9 protein-coding genes are annotated in these 14753 nt (G+C 68.6%); 6 read left to right on the top strand and 3 right to left on the bottom strand.

The genetic code is table 11. From position 1 onward, the window contains the following. Positions 1-459 precede the first annotated feature (459 nt). The 3 genes from ENSA7_RS18775 to ENSA7_RS18785 all read left to right on the top strand — a co-directional run bounded on the left by ENSA7_RS18775 (position 460) and on the right by ENSA7_RS18785 (position 2937). Complete coding sequence (locus ENSA7_RS18775) at positions 460-864, top strand: hypothetical protein (RefSeq protein ID WP_106090683.1); 405 nt, start codon at positions 460-462, stop codon at positions 862-864. An 86-nt stretch (positions 865-950) separates the two neighbouring features. Beyond that, complete coding sequence (locus ENSA7_RS18780) at positions 951-1769, top strand: hypothetical protein (RefSeq protein WP_106090684.1); 819 nt, start codon at positions 951-953, stop codon at positions 1767-1769. An 82-nt stretch (positions 1770-1851) separates the two neighbouring features. Further along, the gene (locus ENSA7_RS18785; protein ID WP_146157848.1) at positions 1852-2937 is read left to right on the top strand and encodes a hypothetical protein; all 1086 of its coding nucleotides are present in this window, start codon (positions 1852-1854) and stop codon (positions 2935-2937) included. Positions 2938-2999: 62 nt separating this feature from the next. On the opposite strand, the gene ENSA7_RS18790 is transcribed toward ENSA7_RS18785, so the two are convergent. Next, on the bottom strand, positions 3000-4124 hold the full coding sequence (locus ENSA7_RS18790; RefSeq protein ID WP_181233885.1) for a cytochrome-c peroxidase: 1125 nt from the start codon (positions 4122-4124) through the stop codon (positions 3000-3002). A gap of 231 nt (positions 4125-4355) precedes the next feature. On the opposite strand from ENSA7_RS18790, the gene ENSA7_RS45055 reads away from it, so the two are divergent. Continuing rightward, entirely contained in the window at positions 4356-5294 is a 939-nt protein-coding gene (locus ENSA7_RS45055; protein ID WP_219908010.1) for a hypothetical protein, read from the top strand. A gap of 9 nt (positions 5295-5303) precedes the next feature. Next, positions 5304-6767 (top strand): low-density lipoprotein receptor class A repeat-containing protein, encoded by a 1464-nt coding sequence (locus ENSA7_RS18800; protein ID WP_106090687.1) that lies wholly within the window; start codon positions 5304-5306, stop codon positions 6765-6767. Between the two features lie 22 nt (positions 6768-6789). Here ENSA7_RS18800 and ENSA7_RS18805 read toward each other — a convergent pair whose 3' ends face one another. Together ENSA7_RS18805 and ENSA7_RS18810 are read right to left on the bottom strand one after the other, a co-directional pair. After that, positions 6790-8736: a M61 family metallopeptidase gene (locus tag ENSA7_RS18805; RefSeq protein ID WP_181233886.1), complete on the bottom strand. Its 1947-nt coding sequence runs from the start codon at positions 8734-8736 to the stop codon at positions 6790-6792. Positions 8737-8759: 23 nt separating this feature from the next. Then, positions 8760-11723, bottom strand: coding sequence for a serine/threonine-protein kinase (locus ENSA7_RS18810; protein WP_106090689.1), 2964 nt, complete (start codon positions 11721-11723; stop codon positions 8760-8762). A gap of 85 nt (positions 11724-11808) precedes the next feature. Between ENSA7_RS18810 and ENSA7_RS18820 the strand changes: the two genes are divergently transcribed. Beyond that, a complete protein-coding gene (locus tag ENSA7_RS18820; protein WP_181233887.1) occupies positions 11809-14745 on the top strand; it encodes a protein kinase domain-containing protein in 2937 nt (978 codons plus the stop codon). Positions 14746-14753 lie beyond the last annotated feature (8 nt).

Raw genomic sequence — 14753 nt, forward strand, 5'->3', positions numbered from 1 at the left:
GGCCGGGACGGTGGGCTAGCCGTTGGGGCGGGGCGGCTGATCGGATGTCAGCGACGTTCCGGTCGGCGGTCTCGCTGCTCTTCATCGACGACCACGAGATCCGCTCCGCCGCGCGGTCCGACACGGGACGAGCGATGCACGACGGGCAAGTCTCCGCCGAGTCTCGGTGAGGGCCTGAAGGTGGTGTACCCGGCCGAACTCGTGGGCGCGTCGCGAGGCGACGAGAAATTCGTCGCACTGACGAGTTTTTCGTCGGTGCCGCGAGAACCGTCGTGAGGCCCCCGAGCGTGAAGCTTGGTCGATTTTCGGTCACGTGGGCACCGACGATGCTGACGATTTTCTCGTCAGTTGCAGCTGCTCGATGGGACGCGTGCCTCGAAGAAACCGGCTTGGAGGCGCGACACGTGGGAACAAGGGAATGGTGGATCGGTGGCATGTGCCGTGCAGTGAGCCCCCGTCATGTTCCGATATCACCAGTCCATCATCGCGGCACAGGCCCTCTCCGTCCTCGCGCTGCTCGGCGGCTGTGCCAAGGAGGAAGAGCTCTCCTCCATTTGTGAGTATCTCGTCGATCCCAATGAATGCAAAGACTCGATCGGCGAGACCGGCGAAGACGAAGGCCTCCCGCCCCCTCCGTGCACGCTGAGCGGCGACGACTACCCACGGACCATCTATCAGTGTACTGGCGAGTTCACGGCATCCATCTCGTTCAACACCCTGCTGGGTGACTGCGGGCAGACCATCGGCGATCCGTCGTGGTGCGAGGAGGTCCATGAATCGGCCCGCTCGCCGAGCCCTACGAGCTGTCGGCGGTCGTCGCCTGCTGCGACGCCGAACAGCCAGTCGACCAGGACACGCTCGTGACCCACTGTGGTTCGGATCTGATTGAGCAGATCTGTCGATCGGTCTCTACCCGGATTCAGAATCTGATCGATGCAGGTGCGTTCCCAGTGGGCGAAAACCAGGCCCAGAAGCTGCAGAACTATCTCGCCGAGAATCAGCAGGAGTGCTACGAGGCGCTCAACGATCCGACTGGCGTGCCGGGCATGTTCAACTCCGCCTCCTGGCTCGTCAACGAGGGCAAGAATGGGAACTGGCCGGGGCTGAACAACTTCAGGATCACCGTCGACCACGCAGAGGTCGGCTCGGCCTCGCTCCCGGACGACCCGGACGCCTACCTCACCTGCCTCGACAACGACGTCAACAACTCCGAGATCTTCGAGAGCATCGTGCCCACGTCCCCCGGCATCAACCAGATCTTGCACCTGGGCGAGTCGTCGAGCGGTTCGATCATGGGACCCGAGGTGCTTGGGGGGCGGGTCTCCGGGACAGGTAGCTTCCAGTCTCAGGCGAGCGCGTGCGTCGACCCCTGGTGCTCTTGGCTGGAGATCACGACGGACGGACCCACGGGCTACTGGACCCTCGAGGAGCTCGAACTGTTCGCTGACGGCCCCGTGGAGCTGACCAACGGGACGTCGGTGCTCCAGGTCGAGCGGTCGGCGATCCGGCTGTACCAGGTCGGCCTCGGCACGATCCGGACCGACCGCGGCGGCAGCCAAGTCTACGCGGTCGAGGCTGGCGACGCGCACTTCGTCATCAGCGGGCTCGGCGGAGGGGTTGTTGCCGACTTGCGCTGGGGCCGAAACTCGTCGCCGATTACGGCGCACCAACACGGCGACAGCTGGATGCTCGATAGCTTCGTCATCGAGCATGTTGACGCCGACGCGAACAGCTGGACCATCACGGTCCCACGGACGACCTGGAATTAGCCAGCAGCGAACAAGTGCACGCTGCCCCCGGCCGCTCGTTCCTCGGACGAGCGGTCGGCGGGTCTGGTAGGATGAGCGCCAAATGAGAACCGAGCCCATGCTGTTGCTCAGCGTCGCGCTGGCGGCGTGTCAGCCTGAACTGGTCGATTGGCGCGACGACCATGACTTCGTCTGGGAGGGCGAGCACGTCACGATCTACGGGTACGACCGCGGACCCGACGATGCCTGTGGCGGGAGCTTTGAGACCCTCGATCGCCACACGAGCTCGATCATCGAGTTGTTCGGGTATGACCCCGCGCTCCACCACGACTACCTGTGGCTGTCGCAAGACGTTTGGACAGGCAAGTGCCGTCCGGGGGCCGGCGCCTGCACGGCATACGGCGTCCCGTGGACGAGGAGCGTCCCGGACATGCACGAGGCCGCCCATGCTGTGACCTACGCGACTCATGGCTCTCAGTGTCCGAGCGCGCTGGAAGAAGGAGTCGCCGAGTACCTGGCGGGGCCACGGTATCACTCGGACTGGACGCCCACGGGCCCGACGTATCCCGCGGGGATCGAAGACATCCTGACCCTGGCGCCGCTCCCGTACGCGGAGTACGAGCGGGCCGGAAATTTCGCCTCGTTCCTGTTCGAGGAGTACGGGCCGGAGGCGGTCGCCGGGTTGTGCGACGAGCTGCTCTACTTCACGACGCTCGACGACTGGCGCGAGGCGATCCCAAAGGTCCTCGGCGTCGAGTTCTCCGAGCTGCTCAGCGAGTACGAGCAGTACCCGCGGTGCCACCACCAGCAATATCGAGCGCGGCTATGGGAGTGTGCAGGCGAGCCCGACGCGGTCGCGGACCCAACCGGCGACGTCGTATTCGAGATCGACATGGACTGTGCCGCCGCCGACGTCATCGGACCATTCGGGAGTCGAATCGTGGCGACGCGGCGGCTCTGGTTCCCGGAGGAAATGCGGACGGGGGTCTTCATTCTTGGCGAGGACGGCGAGGACGCCGAGTTGGACTTCAACCTCCAAGCCTGCGCCGCGTGCTCGGAGCAACCCCACTTGTACGCGGACACGGGTCTGACGACGGTGTTCAAGTTCAGTCCCGGCATGTACGAGCTGGTCGTGTACGCGGGGTCCGACTTCTCGGAGCACCTCAGCGTTCACCTCGAGCCGTTCTGACGCCGCCCAGTCAGGCTTGATCCACCCGGGCAGCAACCAGCGGAGCGCGCTGCTCTGGTGAGCTACGGGACCGCCGGGGCGGCATCGGCAGCAGCTTCCGGGATCCCCGCGACGGCTTGGTCGCCGATGACCTGCAGCGACCCCGGGCACTCGAGCGCGCCCAGGAACGCGACCACGTCGGCGATCTCTTGCTCGGTCAGCTGAGTATTGCGCAGGTTCTGATCGACCCCGGGCGCCTTGGCGTTTCCACCTGCGGCCATGTAGCGCACGACCTCGGTGAGATCGGCGACCGAGCCGTTGTGGAAGTAGGGGGCGGTCTTGGTCACGTTGCGCAGCGTGGGCGTGCGGAATTTATGGTTGTCGGTCTCGGCCTCACTGACCTTGCCGTGGCCGACATCGGCGTCGGGTCGCGGGTTCCCAGCGTCGTCGTGCGAGATCCCGACGTTGTGAAATTGGCCGTCCGAGAAGTTGTCGCCCGCGTGGCAGGTCGAGCACGAGGCCTTGCCGCGGAACAGATCCCAGCCGCGCGCGGCGGACTCGCTCAGGTTGCCCTGATCGAAGGCCGTGTCACCGCACAGCAAGGTCCGCTCGTAGGCCGAGACTGCCATGGCCACGTGGTCGGGCGTGATCTCGGCGCCTGGCTCGAGCCCGAACACCTCGGCGAACTGCGAGGTGTACTCCGGCAGCGCGCCGATCTCCTTGGCCTTGGCCGCGAGATCGTCGCCCGCGCCCATGTTGCCGCCCTTCCAGGCGCCGATCATCTGCTTCTCCAAGGTCGCCGCGCGGCCGTCCCAGTACAGGCCGTTTTGATGGTAGGCGACGTTCCAGATCGTCGGCGTGTTGCGGGTCAGCGGCTTGTCGCCCGCGCCCAGAGCGAGCGCGCGACCATCTGCGGCGCCGAGCTCGTTTTGGTGGCACGAGTAGCAGCTGCGCGAGCCGTCGCCCGACAGGCGCTTGTCCATGAACAGCTGGTGGCCGAGCTCGACCTTGGCCGCGCTCATGGGGTTGTCGGCGGGCACAGCCGGCGCGGCGCTGAGGCCCTTGGGCAGCGTCCACGTCCACGCATCGCCTGGTGGCGGCGCAGCGGTGTCCGGGGTTGGTGTGGCGGCCGGCGTGCCAGCCGTGGCCTTGGCACCCTTGGTGGCGTTCGCGGCCTTGTCACCGCCACAGCCAGCGGTGATGGCCATACACAGACCGATGACGACGAGGGGGAGGCACGTTCGGCGGGCGCGGATCATGGCTGGCATGCGTGGCGACGATAGCCGCTGGGCGCCATGGCGACCAGGGCGTGTGGGCCCAACGATCGCGACGGTCTCACGCCCGTGGAGGCCTGGCGGCTGTGACCGCGTGGATCACCGCGCTGGGAACTGACCTTGGTGATGCCCCGCGTGAGGCTGGTAGAATCTCGGCTGCTCGCCATGCTCCCGTTCTCGCGCGATCTCAGCACCTCCTCCGTACATGCTCCGCCGCGGATCAGGGTCGTGGGCGCGTGGCTCAGCGCCGCCAGCTTGCTGCTCGCGGTCCCGCTCGACGCCCGCGCTGCCTCGCCAGCCGCGGCGCCCGAGGCCGAGACCGCGCAGTCGATCTTTCAGCGTGGCCAGGTCGAGTACGAGACGGCGGACTACGTCGGCGCGATCGAGCTGTGGACGCAAGCCTACGCGCTGATCGAGTCGACCCACGAGAACGCGAGCATCAAGGCGCTGCTGATCTTCAACCTGGCGCAGGCGCACATCAAGGCGTACGAGCTCGACAACAACACGATCCACCTCAAGCAGGCCCGCGCGCTGTTCGATAGCTACCGGGCCAACCTCGACCTGCTCTACGAAGACGAGGCTGAGCGCGCCGAAGAGGAAGCGAAGGTCGACAAGGAGCTGGCCGCGCTCGCTCGGGCGCTCGAGCCGGATCTCGAGCCCAAGCACGAACCCGAGCCCGAGCCTGAACCCGAGCCCAAGCCCGAGTCAGAGCCCGAGACCGTCGCGCCGCCGCCCTCAGCCGCCAAGCCAGGCAACCCGCTGCTGTTCGCTGGCGTCGGCCTCACCGCCGTCGGCGTGGTCGCGGGCGGCGTGATGCTGACGCTCGGCGGGATCGAGGGCGCCGCGGCCAACGATCTGAGCGCCCTCGCACCCGACGACCTGAGCGGGCGCGACCAGCAGTTTACTGACGGCGCGCGAGCCAACATCGTGATGATCACCGGGGGCGTCGTCGCGGGCGTGTTCGTCCCGGTGGGCGCCGCGCTGATCGGTGTTGGCGTCAAGCGCAACAAGGCCGCGCGAACGCCAACCCAGGCGCGCGTGCCTTCCCTCGTACCCAGCGTGGGCCCCGGTCGAGCCGGGCTGCTCTTGACTGGCCAGTTCTGAGCTCGACCCATGGACTCGAACCGTTACCTCCTGTTCGCGCTCGGCTCAGCCGCGCTAATTGGCGTCACGCTTGGGGCGTGCTTCAACGGCGCCGACGCGCTGGGCTTGCCGTGTGACGCCGACTCGCAGTGCGGGCCCACGCTCACCTGCATCGATGGCTTCTGCGGCGGCTGCCAGACCGACGAGGCTTGCGGCAACGCGTTTTACTGCGACGACGGTGACACGATCCCGTTCTCGCTGATCTGCGACGACCAACCAGACTGCGCCAACGGCGAAGACGAGGTCGCGCAGGTGTGTGTCCCCGATGGGTGCACCGATCTGAACGTGTACGAGTTCTTCGAGGGTCCCAAGGCCGACGGCGCCGCGGATCCCTTCGGCTTGCTGTCCGGCAATTTCATCGGCGGCAACGGCACGGACTTCTTGCTGGCGAGGCGAGGCGGCACCTTCGTGAAGGTGCTCGAGTTCCTGCCGGGCATGCCACCGAACGAGTACCGGCTGTCAGGCGACGAGATGGACGTGTTCGTCAACCCGGTCCTCGACGTCATTCCCTACGACTTCGACGCGGACACCGACACCGACATCCTGGTCCGGACGGGCAACGGGCGGCTGTATGGCTACATCAGCGATCCCGCCAACGGACCGCCCACGGCGTTGCACATCGGGGACAACGACTACTTCGATATCCCGGGCGACCCGATGATCGTCGACATGGCGCTGGGCCGGCTCAACGCTGACGACTTCGTGGACATCGTGATCGTCACCGAAGCCGGGCTGGTGCTGACCGCGATCGGAGATCCGCAGGCGATCCCGCTTGGAGAGGTGCCCTTCGATCTCTCGTTCTCGCTGATGCCGAGGTTCCCGGCCGACGCGCAGCTGAAGCAGGTTCAGCTGGCCGACACCGACGATGGTGGCGACGAGCTGCTCGCGATCGGCAGCTCTGGCGGCGGGCCCAAGCTGTGGATCTTGACCCAGCGGGCCGGCGGGATGCCCAACGACTTCTGGAACGACAACCCTGCTCAGCCGATCCCGATCCAGGCCAGCGAGTTCGTGCTCGGCAACCTCGACGGCGAGCTTGGTGACGACATCGCGTTCATGGACGGCCCCGGTGGCCGGCTCGCGGTGTTTGCCCGGGTCGATCCGGGCGTCTTCATGCCGGCTGGCGACGTCATCGAGCTAGAGGTCCCGACCAGCGGCCTGGCCGTGGTCGACTTCAACTGCGACATGGCCAAGGATCTGATCTTCAACGTCGAGTCGCCGCCCGGCGTTCGGGTCCTGTTCGCGGAGGCCGACGGCACGTTCAGCGCCGACAACATGCTGACGATCGACAGCGAGGGGGCGCCGCAGGGCGCGCTCGGGCTCATGCAGTTCGACGGCGATGGCTCGTGGGACGTGTTCCACACCGTCGACGTCAGCGGCGTGGTGGTGGAGCCGACGATCCGGAGCTTCGTCAGCCTCACCCCCCAGTCGCCGTGACGGCGTTGGGCCGCAAACCCGATCAGGGATCGAGCGCGAGCCAGTCGCGACGCAGCAGCAGTTGCTCGGGGCTGACGTCGTCGAGATCGACGATCTCGTAGCTCGGCTCGCCGCCCTCGATCGGCGTGACCGCGAGCTCGAGCACCCGGCCGGTGCGCGTGACCGTGAGCGTGCACGGCTCGCCGAGCTCGAGCGCGCGCAGGGCCTGATCATAGTTGCTCGGATCGATCGGCCGTCCGTTGAGGCCCGAGAGCTCGTCGCCGTCGGCCACGCCGCCGCGGTCGGCCGGGCCACCATGCTCGACGCTGCGAGCGATCAGCGTGGACCCGCGGCGGTCGACGTCGACGCCGATCCACGGCCCGGGCTGCTTGATCTTGCGCTCGAGCCGATAGCCCGCGTGGGCGAGGTAGCGATCGTAGTCGAGCTCCGCGGTGCCGCGCACGTAGTCGTTGAACATCTGCCGGAGCTCGTCGGCCCCGGCCCCGGCCTGATCGACGAACGCTTGCTCGAGCTGCTGCGGGGTCAAGCCCAGGCCAGTCTCGCGCCAGCGCTTCCACAGCTCGCGGAACACGGTGTCGGTGCTGGCGATCCCCTGGCTGGCGCTGCGCAAATGCAGATCCATCAGCATCCCGATCACCGCGCCCTTGTCGTAGTACGAGAAGTAGGCCTTGTCGTAGTCGTCGGGCTTGGACCAGGTCTCCCACGAGCTCTGCTCGACCGACATCAGCTTGCGGCCTGGCCGGGTCTCGACGGCCTTGATCCGTCGCTCGAGCTCGTCGAGCACCTGGGCCTCGTCGGTGAGCCCAGCCCGACGCACGATCAAGGCCCCGTAGTAGCTGGTGAAGCCCTCCGAGAACCACAGCATGGTCGTGTGGACCTCTCGGTCGTAGTCGAATGGCCCGAGCACGGCGGGGCGGATCCGCTTGACGTTCCACAGGTGGAAGAACTCGTGGGCGGTGACCGACCAGAATTTCCGCTTGCCCTTCTGGTCGGCGAACATCCAGGGATCGACGCCGATCACCGTGGAGTTGAGGTGCTCGAGGCCGCCGCCGTTTTGGGGCAGCACGTGATAGATGAAGGTGTAGTCGGTGAACGGCAGCGCGGTCTCGAGCGGGCCAAAGATCGCGGCGGCGGCCTGCGTGATCTTGTGGATCTCCTCGCGCATCTCGTCGGGCTTCCACGCGCCCTCGCCGGACAGGGTCGCGCGGATCGGCCGACCGCCGAGCTCGAAGCTGACGGTGTCGACGATCCCCGCGTGGATCGGGCTGTCGACCAGCACGTCGAAGTCGCTGGCCCAAAAGTGGGCGGCCTTGCCCTTGCCGCGGCTTGGCAACCCGGTGACGACCTCGGCTTGCTTGCCGCCGGGCAGCTCGGTCACGCGCAGCTCGATCGGTCGCTGCTTGTGGCCGACCGCGTACATGAACACGTGCGCGCCGTTGATGAAACCCATCGCGTCGTCGAGGTAGCAGCCGCCGATCCCGGGGTAGCTGCCGCAGTAGACCCGATACTCGAGGCTGAAGGGCGCGCCGCCGTGGGCGACCTCCCAGGTGTTCTCGTCGAGCTTGGTGACCGCGAGCGCGGGGTCTTGCGCCGAGCTGGGCGCGGCAGCCAGCGGCTTGGCGCTGACAGCTCGGACGTTGCGGTGGGCGTCGGTCAGACGGTAGGCGCCCGGGTTCCACTTGGGCAGCTCGAGGGCGACGCGGTCGCCCGGGATCCCGCGAAATTGCAGCTCGACGTGAAACTCGTGCCGCTGCGGGTTGGGCATCGTGACGGTGTACGCGAACGCCTCGCGCTCGCCGGCCGCGTTGCGCACGAGCTTCGCGGTGTGACTGGCGAGCGCCGCCACACCCGGATCGGCGTGACTTGCAACCGCCGCCGAGCCCAGCCCAAACGACAGGCCGAGCAGGGTCAGGCCCGCCAGCGCGGTGATCGGGAAGGCGCGAACTCGCCGGGTGCTGTCGGTCCTCATGGGGCCGAGCATAAGCTGCGAGCTCACCGGGGGGCCAACTGCTGCGGGGGGTCGTCCCAGGCCTCGATCGCGTCCCACACCGGATCGCCGGGCAACCCGGCCTGGCCTTTGAGGTAGGCCGCTCGTGCGCGGGTCAGCGCAGCGCTGGCCGCCTGCTCGCGGCCGAGCTCACGGAGCACCCGCGCCGTCACGAGCTCGCGCTCGGCGGTCTTGCGTGGGCCGGTTGCTTCTTGCGCAGCGACCTGGGCCGCCTTCTCCACGTGCGCGAGCGCCTGCTCGTTGTCGCCCAGGCCCAACGCGATGTACGTCAGGTCCAGGTAGAGATCGGCGATGTTCGAGATCTCCTGCGTGTCCGAGCGCTCGAACAGGCGCAGCAGCAGCGTGGCGTCGGCGAGAGCCCGCTCGTAGCTACCGCTGCGGCGCAGGATCTCCACGCGAATTCCCTTGGCGATCAGGACTTCGAGGTGGGCCTCGTCGCGATCCTTGCTGACGGTTGCGATCGCCTCGTCGATCAGAACGAGCGCGGCGGCGAGGTTGGTGGGGTCCTCGACGATGATCGCCTTGGCCAGGTTGGCCTTGCAGTGCGCGACCGGCATCGAGGCGGGGCCGTAGTGCCTGGTGTGGATCTTCAGCACGCGCTCGAGCGGCACGCGGGCCTGCGGCGCGCCGAATTCGGTGAGCATGGATCCGTAGTTGAACAGCGCCGCGCCGACCTCCACGTGGTCGGGCCCGAACAGCTGCTCGCGTCGGGCCATTAGCTGCTCGAACGCCTGCTTGCTGGCTCGGGCATCGCCCATCTGCCAGGCGAACACCCCAGCAGCGTTGAGCGCCGCGAGCGAACGGGGATCCAGCGGTCCGAGCTGGTCGGCCCAGATTGTCTCGGCGCGCGTGGCTGCCTGGTTTGCCTCCAACAGCTTGCCGGCCTCGAACAACCCGGACGAGAGGTTGAACAGCGCGTCCCCGGTGCGCTTGGCGTCCGGACCGTTGAGCTCGGTCGAGAGCTCGACCGCGCGCTGGTACCCAACGATCGCCTCGGCGTAGTTGCCGCGGCGACGCTCGAGCCGGGCGCGGGTCTCGAGCAGCAGCAAGCGCATGCTCTGGTCGTCGAGGTAGTCTGCCAGCGCCTCGGCGGTCCGCAGCCACCGCTCGGCCTCGGCGCGACGCGGCTCGAAGTCCGTCAGGTAGGCGGCGAGATCCTGGGCTGCGCGCCCAGCAAATCGAAACAGCCCCGCGGCCAGGGCCGACTCGTAGGCCAGCACCAGCTCGGCCTCGGCCTGTGGGTCGTCGAGCTGGGTGAGCAGGTCGCCGCGGGTGTAGCGGGCCTCGGTGATCAAGGTGGGGTGACCGCTGGCGAGCGCGGTCGCGTACGCGGGCTCGAGCCGGGTCTTGGCCAGGTCGTAGCGCCCGATCGAGCGCTGGACCGCGACCGCGTCGAACTCCTCGAGCACGCGCTCGAACTCGGCTCGGCGCTCGCGGTCGGCCGGCGGTGGGATCCGGTCGTGCATCGCCTCGGGGTCGCTGCAGTCGGCGACGTCGCCGATGTCGTCGACCTGCGCGGGCGCCTTGCGCAGCTGCTGTTCGGTCGCGCTCTGAATCGACTCGATGAAGGTCACCAGTCGCGAGCGACGCCGGGCGAGGCACAGCATGCGATCGTCGAGCCGATCCTCGGACTGCTCACCGCGAATCCGCGTCGCCGCGCAGGCTTCGGTCCAGGCCGCGAGCCAGGCACCCGTCCACGCGTCGAGCAGGCGGATCAGCCGGGCCTCGTCGTCCTTGGCCCAGCGCTCGCCGAGCTGGGCGTAGCGGGCGTGGATTCGATCGCGCTGCCCCGCATCCCACGCGTCGCCGAGCGCCGCTTCGGCGCCCTGGCACAGCGGTGGCGGTGGCGGCGGCGATGGTTGTGGCTGCGCCCACAGCTGCGGCCCCACGATCGCCGCGGCGAGTCCGGTGAGGCCCAGCACGATCGCGCCGACCCGCCTGCGCCCGGCCGCGGGGTTGTTGCTGAGCGCCCGCAGCAGCGCGTGCATGTCGGGCCAGCGCGCGCTGGGTTCGTTGGCGAGCCCACGCTCGAGCACCCGCCGCAGCCAGCTCGGGACCCTGGCCGCCACGGCTGGCGAGGGCTCGCGCAGCTGGTGCTCGTGGATCGCAAACAGGATCGCCGCCGCCGAGTCCCCGGCGAACGGCCGCTCGCCGTACAGCCCCTCCCACAGCGCGACGCAGAAGCTGAACTGGTCGGATCGGGCGTCGAGCTCGGCGCCCCGAAACTGCTCGGGGGCCATGTACGCGGGCGTGCCCACGAACGCGCCGGTCTGGGTCAGGCGCAGCGAGAGCGAGTCGAGCGTGACCGTGTCGAGCCCCGGGCCCTGCGAGCTCTCGAGGGAATGGGGTGAGTCGTCGGCGGCCCGCCTGGCGAGGCCAAAGTCAGCGACGCGGACCCTGCCGTCGGCGCCCAGCAGCACGTTGGCCGGCTTGAAGTCGCGGTGGATCAGGTCGGCCGCGTGGGCTGCCGCGAGTCCGCGCCCGGCCGGGAGAAACCGGGCGACCACCTCGCGCCACGGGTGCGGACTGCCTGCGGGCGCCGAGTCGAGCCAGTCCTCGAGGTTGGTGCCCTCGACGTACTCCATGGCGACGAACACCCGACCCGCGTGGGTCCCCACGTCGTGGACCGTGACGACGTTGGCGTGCGAGAGCTTGGCCATCGCCTGGGCTTCACGCTGCAGCCGGGAGCTCCCGATCGAGGCCCGGCTGGCCTCGGTGCCCGGCGCGTGGTGGAGCAGCTTGATCGCCAGCTTGCGGTTGAGCTCGGGATCGTAGGCGGCGTAGACCTTGCCCATGCCGCCGCTGCCGAGCACGTCCAGGATCAGGTAGCGGCCGAGCGACTCGCCGCGGGTGAGCTCGACGGGGACCCTCTCGGTCCGGAGGCTCGGGTTCGCAGGGTCGGCGTCGAGCGTCGCGTCGATCGTCTGGTTGTCCGAGCCCTCGCCCATGCGGCGTTTAGCATAGGTGTTTGTGGCTCACCGTGCAGTGACAGGCCTGATCTGAGTTTGGCATGAGCTTATGCTGGCTCGTCCGTTGACCGTTGGACTCGCAGCCCTCGCCTGTCTCGCGTGTATCGATGATCGAGGAGCGGCCAGCGACGCGAGCACGCAGCCCAGCGACGCGGACACTGACGGAGATGGGGACGGTGACGGCGATCCTGGCGACGGTGATGGTGTTGGTGATGACGCCGGCGAGCCGACCGAGGCGCTTGGCACCATCGCCGTCGCCTCGCCGCCGTTCCCCACGCTCGAGCACATCTCGGCGGTGTGGGAGATCCGTCGGCGACGATGTCGTGCAAGGCACGACCAACTGGGCGCGCTCATCGTCAAGCTGCAGCGCGGCAGCGTCGGTGACATCGTGTGGCACAACAGCGTGATCCCCGGGATCACCGGTCCACCGGCCCCGACCCTGAGGATGGGCCGCGGACGCGGCGGGGTCCTGGCCCACGGCGGGGCGGCTGGTAATCTGCGGCCTGTGCCCCGCGAGCGTCACGCTGACGATCTGAGCCCCGCCGTCGGACAGCTGTTCGCCGGTCGCTACCAGATCGAGGCGCTGCTCGGCCGTGGCGGGATGGGCTCGGTGTTTCGTGCTGACGATCGCGCGGTCGGGGAGACCGTCGCGCTCAAGACCCTCGACACCTGTACGGACGACCAGAACGCGATCGAGCGGTTCCGCGGCGAGGTTCGCCTCGCCCGACGCGTGACCCATCGCAACGCCGCGCGCACCTACGATCTGGGCGAGCACCACGGGCTGCGCTTCTTGACCATGGAGTACGTCCAGGGCCAGAGCCTGCGCGCGTGGCTGGTTCGGCGCCCACGCCCGCTGGAGACGATCGAGATCGCGCTGCAGCTCGCGGCTGGGCTGGCGGCGGCGCACGACGCCGGGGTGATCCACCGCGATCTCAAGCCCCGCAACATCATGATCGAGACCAGCGGCCGCGCGGTGATCACCGACTTCGGGATCGCGCGGATGCACGAGGGGCCCGGTCGCGACCAGACCGGCGCGCTGCTCGGGACGCCGGCCTACATGGCGCCCGAGCAGGTCGAGGCCAAGCCCGTCGACGCGCGCACCGACGAGTACGCGCTGGCCTTGATCGTCGTCGAGATGCTGACGGGCGCGCTGCCGTTCTCGGGCAGCGACCCGGCCGCTGTGGCCCTGGCTCGCCTGGACGGGCCCGTGCCCGACCTCGCAGTCACCGGGTTGATCCCCGCGCCGCTGCTCGAGCCGCTCACGCGCGCGCTCTCGCGTGATCCGGAGGCACGGTGGCCCAGCGTGACCGCGTTCGCTCGCGCGCTCGAGCAGGCGCGCGAACAGATCGCAGACGAGACCCTGGATGGTGACCCTGAAGACTGGGACCCCAGGCGGCCGGCTGACTCGCACCCGACCGTCGGTTCGGCGTCCGCGTCAGCCCCGGCCGATGACAGCCACGTTCAGGCCGTCGACACCTCGAGCCCGACCATGCTCGGCGAGCTGCTGAGCAGCTTGATGAGCACCACCACCGATCGCACCGGGCTGCGGCTGCCAACCCCCAGCCCCACGTCGGCTCCAGAGCAGGCAGCCCGGGCCCTGGCGGTCCTGCCGTTTCGCTATCGCGGCCCCGCCGACTCGGAGTTCGTCGCCGACGCGCTGCTCGACGAGCTGATCGATCTGCTGTCCATGACCCGCGGGCTCAAGGTCAGCGGCAGCGGAGCGACGGCGCGGCTGGCAGGCGCGGGAGATCGCGACCCTCGCTCGCTGGGGGCCGAGCTGGGCGTGGACGTGGTCGTGGACGGGAGCATCCAGCTGGCCGGTAAGCGCCTGCGGATCGCGGCCCGGCTGCTCGACGTCGACACCGGGTTTCAGCTGTGGAGTGAGCGATTCGACGGCCTGCTCGAGGACGTGTTCGAGCTGCAGGACAAGCTGGGTAAGCGGATCGCCGAGGCTTTGCGCGTCGAGCTGCAGATCATCGAACACCGCGGCGGCGCCGACGCTGACGCGATCGAGCGCTACCTTCGGGCCCGGCAGGCCAAGTCCAAGTGGGAGCTGGGCGGCCCCGATGGCGCGGTCACCCATTATCGGGCCGTGCTCGACCGAGCGCCCGAGTTCAAGCCCGCGATCGCTGGTTTGGCGATCGCGTGCATGCGGGCGTGGTTCATGCCCAAAGACGAAGATGACGCCGACGCCAGCGTCGACTGGGCGTCGGTCGCCAAGATCGCCGTCGAGCGGGCCATGGCCGAGGCCCCGCAGTTTGCCGAGACTCGCATCGCCGCGGCGTCTTGGTCGGTCCAGGGTGGGTACTATCGCGAGGCAGCCGAGCACCTGCGTGAGGCCCTGCGGATCGCCCCAACTTGCGCGCTGGCCCATGAGTACCTCGGGCGCCTGCAGACCGAGGCCGCGCACCCCGAGCGAGGCATCGCGCACCTCGAGCTCGCCCTCGAGCTCGACCCGGCGCTCGACTGGTGTCTCGCCGATCTCGCCCGCCACCGGGCGCTGCGCGGCGACTACGACGGCTATGATCGGCTCATGGTCCAGCTGCTCGCGCGCACCGTTCGCCACCACGCGTCGGCGCACCTGATGCAGATGCGGGTTGGTGCGTGGCGGCGTGACACCACCATGATTCGCGAGGCGCTCAGGGAGCTGGAGTCCTGCAATCCCAGCGAGGGCACCCGCTCGATCATGACCTACGGTCCACCGCTGCTCGAGCCCTACGATCCGGTGGCGCTCGATCAACAGCACGAGCTCATGCTCACGGTCATTCACAATGGCCGGATGCGGACCTTGATGCATCAGCTGTTCGCCGAGCAGGCCGCGTTTCACCATGATCACGAGCGCACGCTGTCGTCGTTGGAGGCGGCGGCGCAGCTGGTGCTCGTCGACCTCGACTGGCTCGACAATTGCCCGCTGTTTGTCGATGTCCGTCAGGACCCACGCTTTGCGGCGTTGCGGGCGGTCGTGCGTGGGCGCTGTGAGCAGATCTGGGCGGTCGGCTGAGCCAGGGG

The sequence above is a fragment of the Enhygromyxa salina genome, assembly GCF_002994635.1.
Lineage (GTDB): Bacteria > Myxococcota_A > Polyangia > Nannocystales > Nannocystaceae > Plesiocystis > Plesiocystis salina_B.

Excerpts from the sequence above, each read along its gene's own strand:
- ENSA7_RS18775 (WP_106090683.1), top strand. The coding sequence starts at position 460 with ATGTTCCGATATCACCAGTCCATCATCGCGGCACAGGCCCTCTCCGTC.
- ENSA7_RS18785 (WP_146157848.1), top strand. The coding sequence starts at position 1,852 with ATGAGAACCGAGCCCATGCTGTTGCTCAGCGTCGCGCTGGCGGCGTGT.
- ENSA7_RS18790 (WP_181233885.1), bottom strand. The coding sequence starts at position 4,124 with ATGGCCATCACCGCTGGCTGTGGCGGTGACAAGGCCGCGAACGCCACC.
- ENSA7_RS45055 (WP_219908010.1), top strand. The coding sequence starts at position 4,356 with ATGCTCCCGTTCTCGCGCGATCTCAGCACCTCCTCCGTACATGCTCCG.
- ENSA7_RS18800 (WP_106090687.1), top strand. The coding sequence starts at position 5,304 with ATGGACTCGAACCGTTACCTCCTGTTCGCGCTCGGCTCAGCCGCGCTA.
- ENSA7_RS18805 (WP_181233886.1), bottom strand. The coding sequence starts at position 8,736 with ATGAGGACCGACAGCACCCGGCGAGTTCGCGCCTTCCCGATCACCGCG.
- ENSA7_RS18810 (WP_106090689.1), bottom strand. The coding sequence starts at position 11,723 with ATGGGCGAGGGCTCGGACAACCAGACGATCGACGCGACGCTCGACGCC.